General features: G+C 53.8%; 21 protein-coding genes. 1 reads left to right on the top strand and 20 read right to left on the bottom strand.

Annotated features, from left to right (window positions below):
* From AB8B75_RS03110 to AB8B75_RS03015, 20 genes are all read right to left on the bottom strand, one after another.
* Complete coding sequence (locus AB8B75_RS03110; protein ID WP_405359750.1) at positions 1-609, bottom strand: hypothetical protein; 609 nt, start codon at positions 607-609, stop codon at positions 1-3.
* Positions 610-615: 6 nt separating this feature from the next.
* Positions 616-1,578, bottom strand: coding sequence for an SIS domain-containing protein (locus tag AB8B75_RS03105; protein ID WP_405359748.1), 963 nt, complete (start codon positions 1,576-1,578; stop codon positions 616-618).
* Positions 1,575-2,189: a ribonuclease D gene (locus AB8B75_RS03100; RefSeq protein ID WP_405359747.1), complete on the bottom strand. Its 615-nt coding sequence runs from the start codon at positions 2,187-2,189 to the stop codon at positions 1,575-1,577. The genes AB8B75_RS03105 and AB8B75_RS03100 overlap by 4 nt, the downstream gene beginning before the upstream one ends.
* 364 nt (positions 2,190-2,553) lie before the next feature.
* Positions 2,554-3,693, bottom strand: a complete 1,140-nt coding sequence (locus AB8B75_RS03095; RefSeq protein WP_405359745.1) for a Gfo/Idh/MocA family protein — start codon at positions 3,691-3,693, stop codon at positions 2,554-2,556.
* Positions 3,690-4,748 carry a sugar phosphate isomerase/epimerase family protein gene (locus AB8B75_RS03090; RefSeq protein ID WP_405359744.1) on the bottom strand — a complete coding sequence of 353 codons (1,059 nt, stop codon included), beginning with the start codon at positions 4,746-4,748 and terminating at the stop codon, positions 3,690-3,692. The genes AB8B75_RS03095 and AB8B75_RS03090 overlap by 4 nt, the downstream gene beginning before the upstream one ends.
* A gap of 10 nt (positions 4,749-4,758) precedes the next feature.
* Entirely contained in the window at positions 4,759-5,826 is a 1,068-nt protein-coding gene (locus AB8B75_RS03085; protein ID WP_405359743.1) for a LacI family DNA-binding transcriptional regulator, read from the bottom strand.
* Positions 5,827-5,846: 20 nt separating this feature from the next.
* Positions 5,847-7,469 carry a dihydroxyacetone kinase subunit DhaK gene (locus AB8B75_RS03080; protein ID WP_405359741.1) on the bottom strand — a complete coding sequence of 541 codons (1,623 nt, stop codon included), beginning with the start codon at positions 7,467-7,469 and terminating at the stop codon, positions 5,847-5,849.
* Positions 7,470-7,482: 13 nt separating this feature from the next.
* Positions 7,483-8,478 carry an ABC transporter ATP-binding protein gene (locus AB8B75_RS03075; protein WP_405359739.1) on the bottom strand — a complete coding sequence of 332 codons (996 nt, stop codon included), beginning with the start codon at positions 8,476-8,478 and terminating at the stop codon, positions 7,483-7,485.
* A complete protein-coding gene (locus AB8B75_RS03070; protein WP_405359737.1) occupies positions 8,471-9,568 on the bottom strand; it encodes an ABC transporter ATP-binding protein in 1,098 nt (365 codons plus the stop codon). The genes AB8B75_RS03075 and AB8B75_RS03070 overlap by 8 nt, the downstream gene beginning before the upstream one ends.
* A gap of 6 nt (positions 9,569-9,574) precedes the next feature.
* On the bottom strand, positions 9,575-9,763 hold the full coding sequence (locus AB8B75_RS03065) for a hypothetical protein (RefSeq protein ID WP_405359736.1): 189 nt from the start codon (positions 9,761-9,763) through the stop codon (positions 9,575-9,577).
* Positions 9,760-10,698 (bottom strand): carbohydrate ABC transporter permease, encoded by a 939-nt coding sequence (locus AB8B75_RS03060; RefSeq protein ID WP_405359734.1) that lies wholly within the window; start codon positions 10,696-10,698, stop codon positions 9,760-9,762. The genes AB8B75_RS03065 and AB8B75_RS03060 overlap by 4 nt, the downstream gene beginning before the upstream one ends.
* Positions 10,695-11,642 (bottom strand): carbohydrate ABC transporter permease, encoded by a 948-nt coding sequence (locus tag AB8B75_RS03055; RefSeq protein WP_405359732.1) that lies wholly within the window; start codon positions 11,640-11,642, stop codon positions 10,695-10,697. Before AB8B75_RS03055 ends, AB8B75_RS03060 begins: the two co-directional genes overlap by 4 nt.
* A gap of 97 nt (positions 11,643-11,739) precedes the next feature.
* Positions 11,740-13,059, bottom strand: coding sequence for an ABC transporter substrate-binding protein (locus AB8B75_RS03050; protein ID WP_405359731.1), 1,320 nt, complete (start codon positions 13,057-13,059; stop codon positions 11,740-11,742).
* Positions 13,060-13,247: 188 nt separating this feature from the next.
* Entirely contained in the window at positions 13,248-14,159 is a 912-nt protein-coding gene (locus AB8B75_RS03045) for a DMT family transporter (RefSeq protein ID WP_405359730.1), read from the bottom strand.
* A 90-nt stretch (positions 14,160-14,249) separates the two neighbouring features.
* The gene (arfB, locus tag AB8B75_RS03040) at positions 14,250-14,672 is read right to left on the bottom strand and encodes an alternative ribosome rescue aminoacyl-tRNA hydrolase ArfB (protein WP_405359728.1); all 423 of its coding nucleotides are present in this window, start codon (positions 14,670-14,672) and stop codon (positions 14,250-14,252) included.
* Between the two features lie 8 nt (positions 14,673-14,680).
* A complete protein-coding gene (locus AB8B75_RS03035) occupies positions 14,681-15,043 on the bottom strand; it encodes a VOC family protein (protein WP_405359727.1) in 363 nt (120 codons plus the stop codon).
* Between the two features lie 260 nt (positions 15,044-15,303).
* Positions 15,304-15,924: a queuosine precursor transporter gene (locus AB8B75_RS03030; protein ID WP_405359725.1), complete on the bottom strand. Its 621-nt coding sequence runs from the start codon at positions 15,922-15,924 to the stop codon at positions 15,304-15,306.
* Between the two features lie 87 nt (positions 15,925-16,011).
* Complete coding sequence (locus AB8B75_RS03025) at positions 16,012-16,929, bottom strand: esterase-like activity of phytase family protein (RefSeq protein ID WP_405359723.1); 918 nt, start codon at positions 16,927-16,929, stop codon at positions 16,012-16,014.
* Positions 16,908-17,837: a penicillin-insensitive murein endopeptidase gene (gene mepA, locus AB8B75_RS03020; RefSeq protein ID WP_405359721.1), complete on the bottom strand. Its 930-nt coding sequence runs from the start codon at positions 17,835-17,837 to the stop codon at positions 16,908-16,910. Before mepA ends, AB8B75_RS03025 begins: the two co-directional genes overlap by 22 nt.
* The gene (locus AB8B75_RS03015; RefSeq protein WP_405360175.1) at positions 17,834-19,201 is read right to left on the bottom strand and encodes an MFS transporter; all 1,368 of its coding nucleotides are present in this window, start codon (positions 19,199-19,201) and stop codon (positions 17,834-17,836) included. The genes mepA and AB8B75_RS03015 overlap by 4 nt, the downstream gene beginning before the upstream one ends.
* A gap of 155 nt (positions 19,202-19,356) precedes the next feature.
* Here AB8B75_RS03015 and AB8B75_RS03010 point away from each other — a divergent pair, with 155 nt between their 5' ends.
* Positions 19,357-19,644 (top strand): YggT family protein, encoded by a 288-nt coding sequence (locus tag AB8B75_RS03010; protein ID WP_405359720.1) that lies wholly within the window; start codon positions 19,357-19,359, stop codon positions 19,642-19,644.
* Positions 19,645-19,713: the final 69 nt, after the last annotated feature.

The following is a 19,713-nucleotide window of genomic DNA, read 5'->3' as shown; positions in this document are numbered from 1 at the left end:
TCAGTCTTTCGCCTTTTCGGGGATGTATATCAGCTTTACCCCATTTGTGAAAATCAATTGAGCGGGGGCATTTGGTTCGGGAGTAGACAGTCGCATGGAACCTGCCACCAACTCGCCAGCAGGCGTGTCAGCAAAAATCGTGTCTGGAGATCTGATGTCCAAATTCGCTATCCTTGCGGTAATTGCTTCGCTGGTTATGACGAACCCTGTCGAGGTGGTGATCACGACATTACCCGTCAAGTCGCTGAAATCCTGGGCAATGTCTATGGACGCAGTCTGAGAAGTAACGTTAACAACGCCACCATCAGCAAGATCGATTTTGACGAAAACATCATCGGCGTTGCTGGCGCCGGTAAAACCGTTTGGTGTCACAACAGTTTGCGCAACGAAAGCGATTTGATCACCGTCTGCCGTGGTTCCTGAGTAGTATGGGCCGGAGACACGTTGGTTGCGAAGCCTGTCCTGTATTTCGGTATCTGCAAAAGGGATCGTTTGGGTTGGATCCACCACACGCGAGAGCAAGAATAGCGTCGAAAGGATGCCCAATGCTGCAAGTGGCAGAGCAACTTTTAACCATGCCACCATGCGCGAATACCGATCACCTTGCATGGCGGATTACCCCAAACCAACGCGGAGACAATCGTGAATGCGGATCAGGCCAAGTGGTTTGTGCGACCCTTCGGCGTCGAGAACGAAAAGGCTGGTGATTTTGCGCGCTTGCATCACTGCAACAGCCTTTTCCGCCAATGCGCCGGGTTCGATGGTAATAGGAGACGCCGTCATCACATCTTTTGCGAGAAATGATAAAAGCCCGTCCATATGCCGTCTGAGATCGCCATCGGTGATGATCCCGACAAGGTCTCCTGCAACGTCAGTAACACCAACGACACCGAAGCTCTTCTGACTGATCTCGATGAGCGCATCCGACATCGGTGTCTCTAACCGGACGAGCGGAATGTCCGCGCCACTGTGCATCAGGTCGGACACACGACTAAGTTGTGCACCGAGTTTGCCGCCGGGATGAAAGTCGCGAAAGTTCTCCGGAGTAAAGGCACGATGTTCCATCAAGGCGATCGCCAACGCATCCCCGAGAGCGAGCGTCATGGTGGTCGAGATGGACGGCACAACACCGGTGCCGCAAGCTTCACCTAATTTAGGCAAAAGCAAGACAACGTCGCATTCACGTCCGAGACTTGAACTTGCAACACTTGTAATTCCCAGAAGTGGTATATCGAAACGTCGCGAGTAGACCACCAGATTGGCAAGCTCGGGTGCTTCGCCAGAATTGGAAATTGCCAGCACTACGTCGGCGCTCGTGATCATGCCAAGATCGCCGTGGCTGGCCTCTGCCGGATGCACAAATTGGGCAGGCGTGCCAGTGCTCGCCATCGTCGCCGCAATTTTGCGTGCGATGTGTCCGGATTTTCCAATACCCGTTACAATCACACGGCCTTTGCTATTGAGCAACAACTCGACAGCTTCGCGAAATCGCCCGTCCAATTCATCCGCCAGCGTATCGAGAGCATCAGCCTCCGAGCGGATTACCCTTTTGGCGGTATCAAGAAAGGGCGTGTTCATGAATGTGCAAAGATGTCCGTATCTGGCCAACCCGACAGGTCGAGCTGCGCGCGCATGGGGAGAAAGTCAAAACAAGCCTGCGCCATGTGCATCCGACCTTCGCGTTCCAGCATAGCATTCAAAGCGTCGCGCAGGCGATGCAGGTATAGAACATCGGATGCAGCATATTCCACTTGCGCGTCGGTGAGCGTTACAGCGCCCCAATCGCTGGATTGCTGTTGCTTCGAGATATCGATGTTTAACAGTTCCTGTAACAGTTTTGCCAACCCATGTCGGTCGGTGTAAGTGCGCACAAGACGGCTGGCTATTTTTGTACAATACACCGGAGCTGCAGTTGCGCCAAAGGAGTTCAGCATCGCGGCGATGTCAAAACGCCCGAAGTGAAACAGCTTGAGCACGTCGGGATCCTCCAAAAGCGAACAGAGGTTTGGCGCGCTGGTCTGACCTTGTGCAATTTGCAAGAGATGCGCGTTACCATCCCCTCCCGAAAGTTGCACAACGCAAAGCCGATCACGATGCGGGTTTAGGCCCATTGTCTCGCAATCAATCGCCACAACAGGCCCAAGATCGAGGTCATCTGGCAAGTCATTTTTATAAACGGTATGTGTCATACGGTTCCTATATCCTGCCTTTTTGGCATGTGGAAGCGCGAGGTTTTGTGGGAGTGCTCCGCGTGAAAGGGCCTTGGAAAGCGGTTTGCAATTGTAGCACCCCTACGCGACAGTCGTGTCGTTTTCAATTACGCGTGTAAAGCGCTTCCGTTGCAACCCGTTACTGTGGACAAAACAGCGCCAGTTTCAGCCAATCATGCGGCGCAGTATTGCCGCCTCAAATGGTATTTGCAAACCTACCAGCTCTTTTGGAAGGTCATGTTGCAAGCGGCGAAATCCTGCTTTGGGCATCTTGATTTCTATGCGCAAGTTCTTGGGCCGCGCAGTCGATGCGCACTATTCCCGATGTCGTTCGAGTTCCGAACTATTCTGGCAAATTCACCCATGCAGAATTGCGGGCGGATGAACGGACACAGGCATCGACAAATTGCATACCGCGTAGGCCGTCATAAACTGTTGGGTACGTAACCTCGGCATCCATCGCCGTGTCAGAACGGTGGGCGATGATGGCATCGGCCGCTTCGCTATAGATGTTCGCAAAACCTTCCAGGTAGCCCTCAGGATGACCTGAAGGGATTCGGCTCATCCGGGCGGCTGCCTCTCCCGCACCCGCTCCGTTTCGGGTGATCACGCGCTTGGGTTCGCCAAAGGGTGAATACCACAAGTGGTTAGGGTGTTCCTGTTCCCATTCCAAACCGCCCTTTTCTCCGTAGATGCGCAACCTTAGAGCATTTTCATTTCCAGGGGCGACCTGACTGGACCACAACATGCCCCTTGCTCCCCCGTGAAACCGCAACAAAACATGGGCATTGTCGTCTAATTGGCGCCCCGATACGAAGGCCTGTAAATCGGCGGCCAAGCTCTCAACGGTCAGACCGCTGACAAAGCAGGCCAGGTTGTGCGCATGGGTGCCGATGTCACCTGTGGATCCGCCTGCACCCGATTGTGCCGGATCGGTGCGCCAGGCGGCCTGTTTGAAGTCTTCGTGCCGGGTCAGCCAGTCTTGCGGGTATTCCACCTGCACCACACGTATCTTTCCCAGATCGCCACGCGCTACCATCTCGCGTGCCTGACGCACCATAGGGTACCCGGTGTAATTGTGGGTCAGCACAAAAAGCGCATCAGAGTCTTCAACGGCTTTAAGCATTTTTTTGGCGTCTGCCATGGTGGAGGTCAGAGGTTTGTCGCAAATCACGTGAATACCGCGTTTCAAAAACTCTCGTGCGGCTGCGAAATGCACGTTATTGGGCGTGACGATGGCCACCGTTTCGATCCCATTTTTCAAGCGTGCTTCGCGGATCGCCATTTGTTTGAAATCATCGTAAATCCGGTCTTCCGGCAAACCGAGCGCTGCCCCTGAGGCGCGTGCTTTTTCCGGTGTAGCAGACAACGCGCCTGCCACCAGCTCAAATCGGTCATCCAGTCGCGCCGCGATGCGATGTACGCCACCAATGAAGGCATCATTGCCACCGCCGACCATGCCCATACGAATACGGTTGCTCATGATCCTATCCCTAACATTTTGCGATTGGCCGCTTCATCCGTCCCGCCGTCAGCAAAATCGTCAAAGGCGCGCTCGGTCACGCGGATGATGTGATCCTTGACGAAAGCGGCCCCTTCTCGGGCGCCGTCCTCGGGATGTTTCAGGCAGCATTCCCATTCGACCACAGCCCAGCCATCAAAGTCGTTCGCCGCCATTTTCGAGAAGATCGCTGCAAAATCAACCTGCCCATCGCCCAGAGAACGAAACCGTCCAGCCCGATCCACCCAGGGTTGGTAGCCCGAATAAACACCCTGCCGCCCGGTCGGGTTGAACTCTGCGTCCTTGACATGAAACATCTTGATCCGCTCGTTGTAGAAGTCGATGTGTTCGATATAATCTAGGCATTGCAGTACAAAATGCGATGGATCGTATAGCATGTTGCAGCGTGGGTGATTGTCGACTCTCTCCAGAAACATCTCGAATGTCACGCCATCATGCAGGTCTTCACCGGGGTGAATTTCATAACAAAGATTCACATCGTTTTCATCAGCGTGATCCAGGATAGGTCTCCAACGTGCGGCCAGTTCGTCAAAGGCCGTTTCGATCAATCCTGCCGGGCGTTGAGGCCATGGATAGATATAGGGCCATGCCAGCGCCCCGGAAAATGAAACATGATTTTTTATGCCCATGTTTGCAGACGCGCTGATGGCTTTCTTGACTTGATCGACAGCCCAGGCCTGACGCGCTTGTGGGTCGCCATGAACGGATGGGTCGGCAAATCCGTCAAAAGCGCTGTCGTAAGCGGGGTGGACAGCAACCAACTGGCCTTGCAAGTGCGTGGAAAGCTCGGTGACCTCAATACCATTTTCCTCCGCCTGTCCCTTGAACTCATCGCAGTAGGTTTTGCTGTTGGAGGCCTTGTCCAAATCAAACAGACGCGCGTCCCAACTCGGCACTTGAACACCTTTGTACCCGCAGTCGGCAGACCACTTGGTGATTGCGTCCCACGAATTGAAGGGCGCTTCATCGCCCGCAAACTGCGCCAGAAACAACGCCGGTCCTTTGATGGTTTTCATGCTATCCTCCCTAGGTGCCCCCGGTATCTGGCGGCAGGTTTTCATTCAGGTAAATATCGATACGTATGCGCTCTTGAGCAGGATTGATCGGTGAATTGTCACTATGCGCACGCATGATCCTAACAGCGCTGCGCACCAGATGCCCGGCATCCTGACTAATGACCGCGTCAAAAAGACCCGATGCCAAGGCGCTGCGCGACAGCGGTGTCAACTCATGCGCAATGATAACAGGCTGAGCCAATTCGGATGCTGATTCGAAGTGACGGATTAAACCGGCATTGCCAGCAGCGGATGAATAAATGCCAACAACATCTCCGGCGCCCGCTAGCGTCTGAGGCAGAAGCCGCTCGATCAAATCCGGGTCGTCGCGCCCTTCCAGTGACGCTAACACTCTCAATTGCGGAAAGTCCCTTGCAATGACCCTGTCAAATCCCAATCGCCGTTCAAGATGATCGCGGGCGAGCATTGAACCGGTCACTACAAGTATATTGCCTTGGACCGATCCAAGAAAACGACCCATCAGTTGTGCTGCGGTGCGACCAGCGGCGACATTGTCGATGCCCACATAGGTGTTGCGCTCAGAACTTGGGATATCGGCAACAAGCGACACTACAGAGACACCATGCGCGCGTAATCGGGAAATACTGTCCCTGATAGAAGGTGTTTCCGGACCGAACACCGTAACACCATCAATTTGCAGAGGATCAAGTGCATTAATGGCCTCCGCGAGTGCCATTGGGTCAAATGCGGGCACGCGCATACAGGAAATCTGCGTGCGCTCGCTTTTCAAACCCTTTGATAAATGGGCGATCTGGCTTTCGAGCAGATCAACGAATTCATTGTTTGCAGCTGGCAAAATAAACAAAAAACGGTAGATTTTGCCGCGTGCCAGATTGGCTGCGGCTGTATCGCGCACGTAGCCAAGCTCGGCAATTGCCCGATTGACTTTTTTTACCGTAACATCGCGCACGCCCGGGCGCTCATTCAATACACGATCGACAGTCGCGAGACTAACCTGCGCGACGCGGGCAATGTCGTTGACTGTCGGGTTTGATGGGGCGTCGTGGCTGTTTTTCATTCCGCGCGTTGCTACCGTTTCTATGCTGTCGCCAATCCTTCGAACAAGCGCGCAACGGCCTCCGCACCCGGATCATTGTGACCGATCAGGTTCCCCTCAGGCACGTATGACGCCCGTCCGGCTCTAGCCTTGCCCATAGCCGCCGTACCATTCGCACCCGTACGGGCTTGAATTGCCGCAGCCTTCAACCCTTGGGGCAAAGCTTCGAGTGCAGGTTGCAACGCGTCAATCATTGTGCGGTCACCTTGTCGCGCGCCGCCGACCTGACTGATGCGATCCAGGGCGATCAAAAGAGCTTCCTGTGTTGGTCTTCCGTTGGCACATGCATCACCAGCTGCACCAAAGAAGATTGCAAGAATGACGCCGGAGCTCCCACCCATTGTCTGGCTCAGTTCATTCCCTACGGCACGGAACAGTTGGGTCAAATCGGCCAGTGGCATCCGGTCCATCGCACCCTTCAATGCCCGTGCTGCGGTCGAAAGCGTGCTGCCTGTATCGCCGTCGCCGGACTTTGCGTCCAACGCGTTGAGATCCCCTTCCGCGGCGATCAGCAGGTCACAACAGGTTTCGATCAATCTACGTGTTTCGGCATTTTCAGAAGGGATTGGTTGGATGGGGCTTAAACCGTCGGGCAAGGGTTTGACAGATACAGGAGCCAGTGTCGCCATGCCCGGCCAGTTTGGTAAGGGAACATTTCGACTGAGCGCCGCGCGGCGATCTGAATTGAGAGGCAGAACTGACACAGAAAACCCATGCATATCCAGCGATGTCATCAACGGCGCAGGGCCGATGATGGTTTTTATCCCCACAGCTTTTTCCGAATTTGCCATTGCATGTGTCAAAACTGCCATCTCCAAAGGTGTTGTGGAGCCAAGGTTGTTGACCAAGGCGACGCAATCTTTGCCTGCAACATGCGGCATGAGTTTATCCAACACCATATCCATGGCTGATGTGGCACTCTCAAAAGGAACTTGCTCAACACCAGCTTCGCCATGAATGCCTAGCCCAAGTTCAGCCATGCCAGGTGCGATGCGACCTTCTTTGACTGATCCCGGCACGGTGCACGTGTCCAGTGATTTGCCGATGGAGGCCATGTCGTCTACGGTTTCTTGCGCCGCGGTGGTAACCGTGTCCAGATCTGCACCGTCATGGGCCAAGCTTCCCGCGATCTTGTGGACAAACAATGTGCCGGCGACACCACGCGCCTGCGGTAAGTCAGGAAGTGCGATGTCGTCATCCACGATGACCATGGACACCTTCAAACCATACGCTCGCGCACGTTCGGCAGCGAGGCCAAAATTCAATCTGTCGCCGGTGTAGTTCTTGACGATCAGCAAGCAGCCCGCTTCGCCTGTCACAGCGAGAATACCGGCTAGAACGGCGTCAACGGACGGGGACGCAAAAACTTCGCCGCATACCGCTGCCGTTAGCATGCCTTCGCCGACAAATCCGGCGTGTGCGGGTTCGTGTCCAGATCCGCCGCCAGAGATCAGAGCAACGTTCGATTTGTCCCAATCACTGCGGCACACGACTTTGATATGCGGATACCCGTCCAAGCGGTACAATGCCCCATTTGAAGCTGCCAAAAGGCCATCTATGGCATCTGTGACGAGAGTGTCCTTGCCGTTGACGAATTGTGCCATATGTCTCCCCTTTTCAGTAAATTCTGTCGCCTGATGCATCGAAACAAAGTGGATCCCGGGGGGCGATTTTCACCTCACTGCCCGGTGCATAGGCCGTGTGTGGATCAGCCAGGGTTACAATGTCATAACCTTCCAGACGTAGATGCAATCGGGTGTGATCGCCTAACCTTTCTACACGTCCTACTTCTGCCATGCGGCCCTCGCCTTGCGTCACATGCTCGGGTCGCAAGCCTATTTGATGCGCGCCTTTAGGGGATGTACCAAAAAGATCGGCCGGCAGAATATTAATGCGCGGTTGCCCCAGGCGGGAAGCAACGTAAACCGAATTGGGGTTCTCGTAGATCTCGCGCGGGGTGCCGAATTGAACAAGCTTGCCTTCATTCAATACGCCGACGTGTGTTGCCATGGTCATGGCTTCAATCTGGTCATGGGTCACGTAAAGGATCGTAGCACCCAGGCTGGCTTGAATCCGTTTAAGCTCAATCCGCAGGTCAGTGCGCAGTTTCGCATCCAGCGAGCTCAGCGGTTCATCCATCAGATAGACTTGCGGTTCGCGCACCAGCGCTCGCCCAATGGACACCCTTTGCATCTCGCCCCCTGAAAGCGCAGTCGCTTTATTGTCGAGCTTGTGACTGATCTGCAGAACGGATGCGACCTCATCTACCTTGCGTTTAATCTCGTCGGCAGGCGTCTTGAGTATCGGTGATTTAAGCGGAAATTCGAGATTTTCCCGCACGGTAAGATGCGGGTAGAGGGAGTATTGTTGAAACACCATTGCTACATCGCGTTGCGCAGGTGTTTCGTCTTTGACGTCGCGTCCGCCTATGCTGATTTCGCCGGCGTCGAGCTTTTCCAGCCCGGAAATCAGACGCAGGGTTGTGGTTTTTCCCGCACCGGTAGGACCCAGGAGAACGACAAACGCGCCATCAGGAATGGTCATGTCGATATCGGATATCGCTACGGTGTCGCCAAAGGATTTCGAAACATTTTTGAGGATCACTTCAGCCATTGGACAATACCTCGTCATTCAACTCAGAACGCAGGGCGCGACCCGTGTTTTCTTCGAACAGCGTTACAGCATCCGACTTGAACGTAAGGCCGATCTTTTCGCCCACGGTGGCAACCTGCCCTGAAGGCGCGCGCGCTTTGAGTTCGCCATTCGGCGTATCCAGCGTGATGATCTGAGTGGTCCCAAGGTATTCGGTGGCAAGCACCTCGCCACGATAGGCACCGTCGTCATTCAAAAGGACATGTTCAGGTCGTACGCCAAACACCAACTTCCCGGTTGCATTGTCCATCTGGCGCGGCACGCCCAAGACCTGGCCGTTCAATTCGATCGCATGGGCACCCACATTGACACTGCCCTCATACCGCAAAAAGTTCATTGACGGGGAACCGATGAAGTCAGCAACAAACATTGTGGCGGGTTTGTCGTAGATCTCTTGCGGTGTGCCAAACTGTTCAACAACGGCATTGTTCATCACCACAATCTTGTCACCCATTTGCATGGCTTCGAGTTGATCGTGGGTGACGTAAACGGTTGTGGCGCCCATACGGTCATGCAAAGCGCGGAGTTCTTCGGCCATATGCTCGCGAAATTCTGCATCGAGTGCGCCCAGTGGTTCGTCCATCATGAACGCCTTCGGGTCCCGTACAATGGCTCGACCAAGCGCCACGCGTTGACGATCACCGCCGGACAGCCCGCCCACGGGCTTGTTCAAGATTTTTTCGATGCCAAGAATACTAGCGACTTCAGCAACCTTGGCCTTTACAGCCGCGCGGGGCATGCCTTGCGACACCAGCGGGTAACTGAGATTTTTGCGCACGTTCATATGCGGGTAGAGCGCGAACATCTGGAACACAAAAGCGATGTCGCGCTGGCTTGGGGGTTTTTGGCTGATCTCTTCGCTATCGAGGTAAATCTCTCCTGATGTCGGCAATTCCAGCCCGGCGATCATGCGCAAAGTCGTTGTCTTACCGCAGCCTGACGGCCCCAACAGCATAAAAAACTCGCCGTCTTCAATGGTGAAGCTGGAGTCTTTGACGGCTGTAAAATCGCCAAATTCCTTGCGAACATTTTTGATGATGATCTGCGCCACGTTCGTTTACTCCGGAAAATGACTGACGATGATGAACATCACCGTGCCGATCAATGTTGTGATGAAAGAATAAGTGTAACCCCACATCACGAAGGGCTGCATCAACATGAAAACACCCAAGGCTATGAGAACGGTTGCGACCATTTCCCATGGGCCACGTTTGAAGCGAAGCAGGCCAGAGATGAAGTTGCTCATTTGCGAACCGCTCCGAATGTAATGCCACGCAGAAGATGCTTGCGTAGGGCCACAGTGAAAATCATCACGGGCAGCAGGAAGATGGTGGCGCCTGCAGCCACAGCGGGCCAATCGAGACCCCCGACGCCGATGATTGTAGGGATAAAAGGCGGTGCCGTTTGCGCGGTGCCCGACGTCAGCAAAACAGCGAAGGCATACTCGTTCCAGGCAAAGATCAGGCAGAAGATTGCGGTTGAGGCGATCCCTGTGGCGGCCTGAGGCAGCACGACTTTGTAGAATGCCTGAAAGCGTGTGTAACCATCAATAAGCGCGGCCTCTTCGTATTCTCGTGGGATTTCGTCGATAAACCCCTTGAGCAGCCAGACGGCGAGGGAAATATTCACTGCTGTGTAAAGCAAAATCATGCCGAGGTGCGTGTCAGAGAGACCCAGTTGGCGATACATCAGAAAGATGGGGATCGCGACGGCGATCGGTGGCATCATTCGCGTGCTCAGAATGAAAAACAGCAAGTCATCGGCCAAAGGTATTTTGAACCGTGAGAAGGCATAAGCGGCTAGCGTTCCAAGGAAAATACTAAGGAAAGTCGAGCCAAAACCAATGATTACGGAATTCAAGAACCGCTCTCCAAATTTGGAGGGGCCTGCGATGACCATATCGTATTGGCGCACAATGTCTTCATACCAGGTTTCTGGCGGATTGGCGGCCAGGAACTCGTCTGTTTGCCGGGTGCGGGTGGTGAAGAGATTCACATAGCCTTCAAGCGTCGGTTCAAAGAAAACTTTGGGAGGGTAGCTGATGGCATCACTGGGTGATTTGAAACCGGTGAGCATGATCCAAGCCAGAGGGATCATGGTGATCAGCGCATAAAGGATGACCAACGAACCGGCGAACCACTTAGAGCGTTTGCTGGGTTCTGTGACGGAGAAACTGCTCATCGTTCTTTGACCTTGTTCAGGGCTTTGACGTAGATGCTGGCCAGACCAAACACCGTCACGAAGAGGATAATCGCATAGGCCGACGCGTAGCCTGTGCGCCATTTCTCGAACGCCTCGCGTTTGAGGTTGATTGAGGTAAGTTCGGTTGTAGACCCAGGTCCACCGCCGGTAAGCTGCACCACCAAATCGAACATTTTGAAGTTCTCAATGCCGCGAAACAAAACCGCCAACATCAGGAAGGGCAGAATCATCGGTATTGTGATTGTAAAGAACTGCCGCAGCTTTGACGCGCGATCAACCTCAGCGGCCTCATATATATAGTCAGGTATCGACCTGAGACCGGCCAGGCAAATCAACATCACAAATGGCGTCCACATCCAAGTGTCCACAATAACAATGGACCACGGTGCGAGGTCCACGGACCCGAGCATCTCGAAACTAGAGGGGTCTTTCCCGCTGAAAAAGGCGATGATGTAGTTGAACAGTCCAATCTGCGGTTGATACAGGAATTTCCAGAAGTTCCCGACGACCGCCGGTGACAGCATCATGGGCAGCACAATGATTGTGGTCCACAGATCGTTGCCTTTGAATTTCTTGTTGATCAGATAGGCAAGGGTGAACCCGATCACGACCTGAAAAAAGATCGTCCAGAACAGGAAATGCGCCGTGGCCTGCATATTCAGCCAGATATCGGTATCGGTCAGGATACGCTCGTAGTTGCGGAGCCCGACATACTCGACTTCCCGGTTCAAACGGTTGGCGCGGAAGTTGGTAAAGCTGAGATTGATTGTCCAGATCAAAGGAAAAATATTGATCGCGAGCAGCAGAAAGATTGTTGGCCCAACGAAGATCCACGCGATTGTACGATCGCTCAGACCTTTGATTTTCCGGGCGAGGTTCGGAGGCGTGGCATCCGCGGCGCGTGATATTGGGGTGTCGGGCATTGAGCACAGCTTTCCCTGAGCAGGGGGGCTTGACGGCCCACCTAGCCTGTTGAAGGGCGTGGTAAGGTGGTTTTCAAGCCACCTTACTTTTTGGTTTCTAGAGTTTGCCTTCGTCTTCGAAGGTCTCGGTCCAGTCTTCTATCAGTTTATCCAACGCCTCTTGCGCGGTACCCTGATCGGCGACCACGTAGTCGTGGATCCGCTTTTGCATGGCCAACAGGAGTTCGGCATACGCCGGTTCCTGCCAGAAATCCTGAACAGCGCCCATGGCTTCCAGGAAATCACCCGCAAAAGGCGCGCTATCTTTGAAGCTCGGACTCTCCAGCACGGATTTATGCGCGGAGTACCCGCCCAAGTCCCACCATTTTTGTTGGACTTCGGGGTCAGCAAACCACTTGATGTATTCAAGCGCTGCATCCTGTTTGTCGGAATAGGCAACGACCGAGATACCCTGGCCGCCCAAAGTGGAGCCAGCCTGGTTTTGTGGCGGATTTACAAAGAAATCAATTTTGTCACCGCCGGTATTTGGGTCCGCATAGAGGCCGGGAAAGAAGGCAAACCAGTTCATAGCCATGGCGACCTGACCGGATTTGAAAGCGTCGAGGCTCTCTCCCATGTAGGAGTTCGTATAGCCTGGAGGGGTCGCTGTTTGATAGAATTCTTTATAAAATTCAAGTGCTTCAACGGCTTCCGCCGAGTTTACAGCACCTTCCATATCATACGCGCCAGGGGTGTTTTCGTATTTGAATCCCCAAGGATATAAGGCTGATGTGACCCCCATAGTGATTCCTTCGGATCCGCGTTCGGTGAAAATTGCAGCGCCGTAAACCGTTTGGCCATCAATCTCGCGACCTTGGAAAAATTGCGCAATTTCGAGCATTTCCTTTTGCGTTTTTGGCTCGGCCAACTCACGCCCTGTCGCATCTTGGAAGGCCGTACGGATGTCTTCGCGCTCAAACCAGTCTTTTCGGTAGAACCAGCCATTGGCGTCGCCCATTGCAGGCAAGGCGTAGTAGTTCTCGGTGCCTTTCGGCCAGGTGGAGTAGGCGTAAACCGTCGCATCGGCGAAATCGCCCATGGAGATGCCTTCGGCGTCAAAGAAATCGTTCAGCTTCACGTAGTGACCGTTTTCTGCGCCGCCACCAATCCACTGGCTGTCGCCAATCAGCAGGTCGCAAAGTTTTCCGCCTGAATTCAATTCGTTCAGCATACGGTCTGCGAAATTAGGCCACGGAATGAACTCGAAGCTCATGGAATGGCCTGATTGAGCTTCAAATTCCTTGCTAAGCTCAACCAGAGCGTTTGCCGGGTCCCATGCAGCCCAGCACAGTGTCAAGTCCTCGGCCTGTGCAGATGCACCCAAGCTCGCGATTCCGAGGCTGAGGGCGCTGACTGAAGCCAGTTTTGAATATTTCATGTGGTTCCTCCCTAAAATCCCTTCCGACCGATCCATGTCGATTCGGAAATCAGACAGGTTTACGCTAGATGAGGGGCGTACCTCATGTCGACACATTTTTTGAGGGACGTACCTCAAAAATGCTTAAATTGTTGATATAATTAAAAAGTATTTCTAACCTACACTGAGCTTGAAAAGGTTGAACATGGCTATCGTATGATCCTTGTTTTGGTCCGTTTGAGCAAAACGCGCTCTCGCCAAATAATCATTAAGCCTCCGACTGTGATCAGAATTGCACCGGGAAAGAGCGTATCAAACGGCGTTTCGTCGAAGAAAATCCATCCCAGAATGAATGCCATCGGTATGCCAAAGTAACTAAACGGGGCCAAATTGCTTTGCTCGGTCATTCGATAGGAGATCACCAGACATAAAACCGCTGTACCACCGACAGTACCCATGGCTACGATCCAAAGCACGTCAGAGCCATTGGCGAGGGGGCTGAAGCCGCCCCAAAAGAATGCGATACAAAATGCACCTAAAACTGATGCGGCTGAGGAGTACAAGTTCACCAATGGGCTCGCCACGTCATCATCGAAGAGACGGGCCGTTACACCAACCAGAGCATAGAGAACCGCGGCGACAAGCGGCAACAACGCGTCCGGTGTGAAAGCTTCGGAACCGGGTCGCATGATCAGCACCACCCCGATGAAGCCAACAATGACGGCGAACCATCTTAAAGGGCCCACTTTTTCACCGAGCAACGGCACAGCCAGTGCGGTCATGAAGAGGGCATTTGCGTAGGTGATGGTGGAAGCCGTTGCAAAATCCATTCTGGCGAGAGAAAGGTAAAAGGACAACTGTGCGCCTGTGACGATGGCACCTCGGCAAAAGGCCAGCCGCCATTGGCGAATGCGAAGTTTTCGACCCATCGCGCGCCATGTCCTTGAAGACCACAAGGCGAGACATGCGGGAAAAATCCCAAAAAAGTTGCGCCACGCGGCAAGTTCTGCAGCGGAATAACTTCCGGACAAGTGTTTGATAATCAGACCCATTGCGTCAAAGAACGCCAACGCCAAGAGGCTCAGGAGAATCGCGAATCCGGTTCGATCCTGTGGGCGCATGATACATCCTTTCTTAGGTGCGAAACCTCGGGTGCGATCATTAATGGATCGCGAAAAACAGCCAATTTTACAATTGTGAGAGAGCGGCAGTCAGTTATCAGGGTCTACGCGGCCTCGCAGGGCCTTCACGTCGCCTCGGACCTTTTTTGCCTTCAGGCGCCGCTTTTTTGACCCCAGGGTTGGTTTGGTCGCAATGCGCCTTTTGGGTGCGACAAGGGCTTTTCGGATCAATTCGGCAAGACGGTCTCTTGCAATGTCGCGATTGCGAGCTTGGCTGCGGGTTTCGTCGCATTGAATAACCAGCGCACCTTCCGTTGTCCATCGCCGTCCGGCCAGTCGTTTCAGGCGGTTTTTTACTGCACTGTTCAGCGAAGGGGACCGGGCGGCCTCAAACCGCAACTCGACCGCCGAAGAAACCTTGTTGACGTTTTGCCCACCGGGACCTGACGCGCGCATAAAGCTCTCGCTCAACTCCCAGTCTTGAATGCTGATCTCGCCTTGTATGTGCAGCATAGGTCCGACTATTGCCCTGAAAATCGTCCCGACACGCTCACCGAATTGCCTGACGGGTCTTTGGTGTTGGCAAAAACATAGCCGTCGGCTTGATGCAAGGTTCCGAATTTCAAACCTTTTTGGGCGCAGGCTTCACAAAAACCAGCGACATCTTGTGAAGTGAATGTGAGTTTTACCGCAGCCTGACCCTGACGCATGCCTTTGGCGGCAGGGTGCAACAGCAGTATTGCACCTGGACCGGGCGAGCGCAGTTCGACCAATCGGTCACCTGGAATGTCATGCCGTTTATAGGAGAAAAAATCGCAATAGAACGATGCCATTTCATCTATTTTCGGTGTGTAAAGTATGATGCTGGACAACGCAGGCGTCATGGTTTGCTCCAAAGATTGCATGAAAAAGGGCCGCACCTGAAAAAGTGCGGCCCAATCGAATGGTTTCAGGAGGGGGATCGGTTAGACCGATGTCCACTCAAGTGGTCTGCCCGTCAAGGGCTGCCTCAGCAGGCGACCTCCAAAGCTGTTCCGACACCTCGCTCCAATACCTTTCTTGACACTGGATCACCTCCTTTACCTATCTGTTGACGCTGGATGAATCGTCGCACAGGTTTTGAAAATCACCAAGCCTTTTTTCGTTAATGCGCCGCGGTAAGTCGTGCAGTGATCAATCGAAACGGAACAAGCGCTAACAAGGCCAAGCCCAATTTTACTGACCAGTCCGCGATTGCCAGGGAAACCCAAAGCGGTGCGGCTGTTCCAAAACCCAGAATGGGCAGGACTTCACCGGCCCAGCTGACGTCATTTGCAGGCTCTAAAAAGGCCAAATTGGCAGAAAAGGCGATGGTAAAGAAAAGAGCTGTATCGACGGTGCTACCGAGCAAAGTCGAGGCCAATGGTGCGCGCCACCAACGGCCAGTGCGCAAAGCCGAAAATACTGCAACGTCTAATAATTGTGCGATTAAAAATGCGATCCCGGACCCGAGTGCAATACGAAGCGTCACCAATGGGCCAAATTCACCCATGATTTGCGTTCCGATCAGCGAATAGATCAACCCAACGCCAAAGCCCACGAAGACGACCCGGCGGGCGGCTTGAGTACCATAGACGCGGTTCATAACGTCGGTCACGAGAAAGGCGAGTGGATAGGTGAAAGCCCCCCAAGTCAGCCATTGGCCAAAAAGGAATTGTACAAGAATATTGGAGGCCACCACGATGGTCGCCATGGCAAGGATGCCGGGTATGTGAGCGCGTGTCATTTGAATATCCGTTTTGGCAAGGGTGCGGCACTTGATCTGACGATGCCAGATGCGCGGTCTTTAGGGTCTATGTAATACAAGCGCAAGCTATTCCTGAACGACGTATTCGATAACCTCAGTGCGCAGGAAAGGCAGAAAGTTATCGTCGCTGACCAGAATCATCCGCATGTTTCCATCCGCATCGGCCCAAACAGCGAGACCCTCTACATTGTCGTGTCGGCGAACCGGCGTTTGAAGCAAGGTTTCAATATTATCAAAACCAACGTCTGTGACTGTCATGCGGCGGATTTGGGTGCGAAACCCATAGGCCGAAAAAGCGCGTTCGAGCAGATAAAGCCTGCCGTCAGGGCCGATGTCGCCGCCAACGGGCAAAAAGTCCGGTGTGAGGGGCAAGGTGAACGGTTGATCCCATTTTTTACCTTGAAGACGTCGATACACCCATGCTTTGGTGGCGTCAGGGGCTGCAGCCTCCGGTATAGCATAAAGGTCGCCGTCTTCATCCACGGCTACCATTTCTAACCCCTTGTTTCCGCTCAAGGCCCGCCAAGTGCGGGTGTAAGACGGCCATTTTGCCTGTCCGCCCCAAGTGTCATAGCGAAGAACACGGTGCGCGTGTTCAAATGACACATTCAGACGACCCAGATCATCAAGCGCAAGGCCTTCAGCATCATTGTGCGGAAATTCTTGAATCTCACCATTTTTATCGACAAGCGGTTGGACATCGACAACATCCATGGCCGTCAACTGGTCGGCGTCTCGTCTCACCGTGCCGCGCACAATGTGTCCGCGATCCGTGACAGCGAAAAATGTCTGCCCGTCTGCGGTAACTTCGATACCTGAGAAGCCGCCAAACCAGTCCGCATCAACGTTCCAACGCAGCGTCGAGACAAGCTGCGCGGTTTGATCCGTTGCGGCAATAGCGGGTGAAGCCGGTGGTGGGTAAATGGCGTACACCGGCGCAACAATGGCGATTGCGACAAGGACTACTGCAAGACTGCGGCGCATTGAGCAGGCAGATCAGCAAGCAGAATTTCGCGTTTGGGTCTTGGCTTTGGCGCGTTCGGATTGGGCGGCGGCGGATTTAGAATGTTGTTGACCCAAGCCTGGGCATCTGCACAGCCGTCTCCTGCTGGTGGTGGCGTCTGATCTACACAGCCTTTTGCGTTCTTTGGACATGCAAGGCGCACATGAAAATGGTAGTGGTGGCCGTACCAAGGTCTGATTTTGCGCAGCCAACTACGGTCCCCCTTGGCATCCTTGCACATCTGTACTTTGGCGCCTGGGAAAATGAAAATGCGTGCGACGCGCGGATCCGATGCTGCCGCCTTGAGGATCTCATGGTGTGCTGGTGTCCAGTTATCGTTGACAAATGCACCGGCATTACGTCGCATCGATATGGACGAAATGCTTTCCCGGGTGGCAACGGATAGGTTTAGATCGGTGGCGGGACGTAGCCAGATGTCGGCATCCAGACCGATCTGATGGCTCGCATGACCCGAGAGCATGGGACCGCCGCGGGGTTGGCTCAAATCGCCCACATAGAGACCATTCCACCCCGGTTGTGTCGCGGCTTGGGCGCTCAGATCCCGGACATAATCAACGGTTTCCGGATGCGCCCAATTGCGGTTTCTTGACAGCCGCATGGCTTGCCAGGTTGACCCCGTTTCCGCGAGCCGCGCAGATCCTGCAAGGCAGCCCTTGGCATAGGTCCCAAATGGGGCCGGTGCCGCGGATGATCCTGCTTTTTCAGCGCCAAAAAGTTGTTTTGCGGGCTTGCTCGCTTGTGAATGTCCGGAACTGCCAATGGTTGGCAAGATGGCCGATGCCTGTTGTTGCGATTGCGGTGTGCCATCAGAACAAGCCGACACCATGCCGGCTAGAATTGTTATGATCGTGAAATTGCGCAGGTTCATGTTTGGAAATCCCCTTTTGGCTTTACCCATGCTAACAGAACGAGCCCCAGAATGAACAGCCCAGCAATGGGTGTGACACCCATTCTTTGACTTCCGCTCAGGTCACTGGCCAATGCAATGAGCGCGGGTGCTAAAAAGGATGTTGCTTTGCCAGACAGGGCGTAAAGACCAAAGGCTTCAGTCATGCGTTCCGGGTTCGCCTGATGCGTCAGCATATTGCGCGATGAGGCCTGCAGGATGCCGCCCGCAGCCCCGATCAGAGCGCCAGCGACGTAGAACATTATGTCTGGAAGCACTGATCCCGCAGGCAGCGAGACACCCAGAATAGAAACAGGCGTAAGCGAGATGATAAGGGCCGACGTCAGGATCAGGATCGTGCAGCATGCAACGATGATGGGTTTTGGTCCGATCCGGCGGTCCAGCCGTCCGCCGATCCAACAAAAGATGGCGCCACTGATGGCTGCAAGAATGCCGAACACGCCTATCTGCGTTATGGACCAGTTCAGAACACCCAGTGCGTAAATGCCGCCAAATGTGTAAAGACCATTCAAGGCATCACGGTAGAACATCGATGATCCCAGATAGGCAAATAGCGAAGGATGTCGCGGTAAGGATTTCAGCGTTCCCACCAAATCGCGCAGACTTTCGCCCAATTGGTAGGACTTGGCGTTGGGCACAAATCGGTCCCGGGTGTAGAGAAAAAACGGTATCATAAAGAGCGCAAACCAAATTGCGGCCAAAGGACCGACAATGCGCGTGCTGGCGCCTGTTTCTGGATCCAATCCGAAAAGCGGTGTCAGACCTGCAATGGTGCGCCCGTTCTCACCCGTCTGAAACAAGGCAAGCATCAAGATCAGCGCGATCACGCCGCCCAGGTATCCAAAAGCCCAACCTGACCCCGATATGCGCCCGCGTTCCCCCGCGTCTTCATGAAGTTCCGGTAAATAGGAGTTCGTGAAGATCGTCGCAAATTCCATCCCGACCAGACCAAGCCCGAAAAAGAAAAGAGCCCAAAGCACCGAGAAATCCATCGGTGCTGTCCACCAAAGTGCCCCCGCGCCTATGACATAGAGCATCGAGAATAACCAAATCCATGGTAACCGCTTGCCTGAACTATCCGAGATGGCACCGAGAAGGGGCGCAAGGGCCGCAATGAAAATTCCTGCTGCTGTCAATCCATAGCCCCAATAGGCTTGTGCCTGAGCTTTGGCGGCCTCCACTCCCATCCCCTCGGCCAAAAGGGAAGCCGTTGCGGTCTGGGCGAAGTAGGGGCCAAAAATAAAAGTCAGCAACAAGGTGTTGTAAGGCTGGCTGGCCCAATCGAAAAAATACCATCCCCAGATGCGTTTGCGCGCGCTGATCATTGATACGCCTGCTTTGCTGTTTGGGCTCAGATAGAGCAGGCTGGCAGAGATCAGGCAAGCAAAGCTTTGGGCTCCGTCAACCATGACCGTTCTGGTGGCCTTGCTTATTCAAACCGGCTTGCCTATTTGAGACAAACGCAAAGAAAGGTCTGTCGATGCAATCCTTGTTTCAAATCCTGATGCTGCTCCTTGATGTGGTGTGGTTCTTTATCATCGCCCATGTGATCATGAGTTGGTTGATCAACTTTCAGGTGCTGAACACACAGCAACAGCTGGTGGCACAAATCTGGTACATGCTGAACCGAATTCTCGAACCAATCTATGGCCCGGTCCGGCGCGTGCTGCCTCAGATGGGCGGTATTGATCTGGCCCCTCTGGCCGTGCTGCTCGGGGTTATGATCCTGCGAATTGTGCTGACAAACAATGCAGCCTTATTTTTCTGATTCATTCTGGAAACTGGCCCATAATCCAATTGGCATAAGCCACAAGGGCTTGTTCGCGAATCCTTAGTG

This window comes from Roseobacter sp. (genome assembly GCF_045106495.1).
GTDB lineage: Bacteria > Pseudomonadota > Alphaproteobacteria > Rhodobacterales > Rhodobacteraceae > Roseobacter.
The sequence above is the reverse complement of the archived record's forward strand: the minus strand, read 5'-3'. Positions and strand labels throughout refer to the sequence as shown.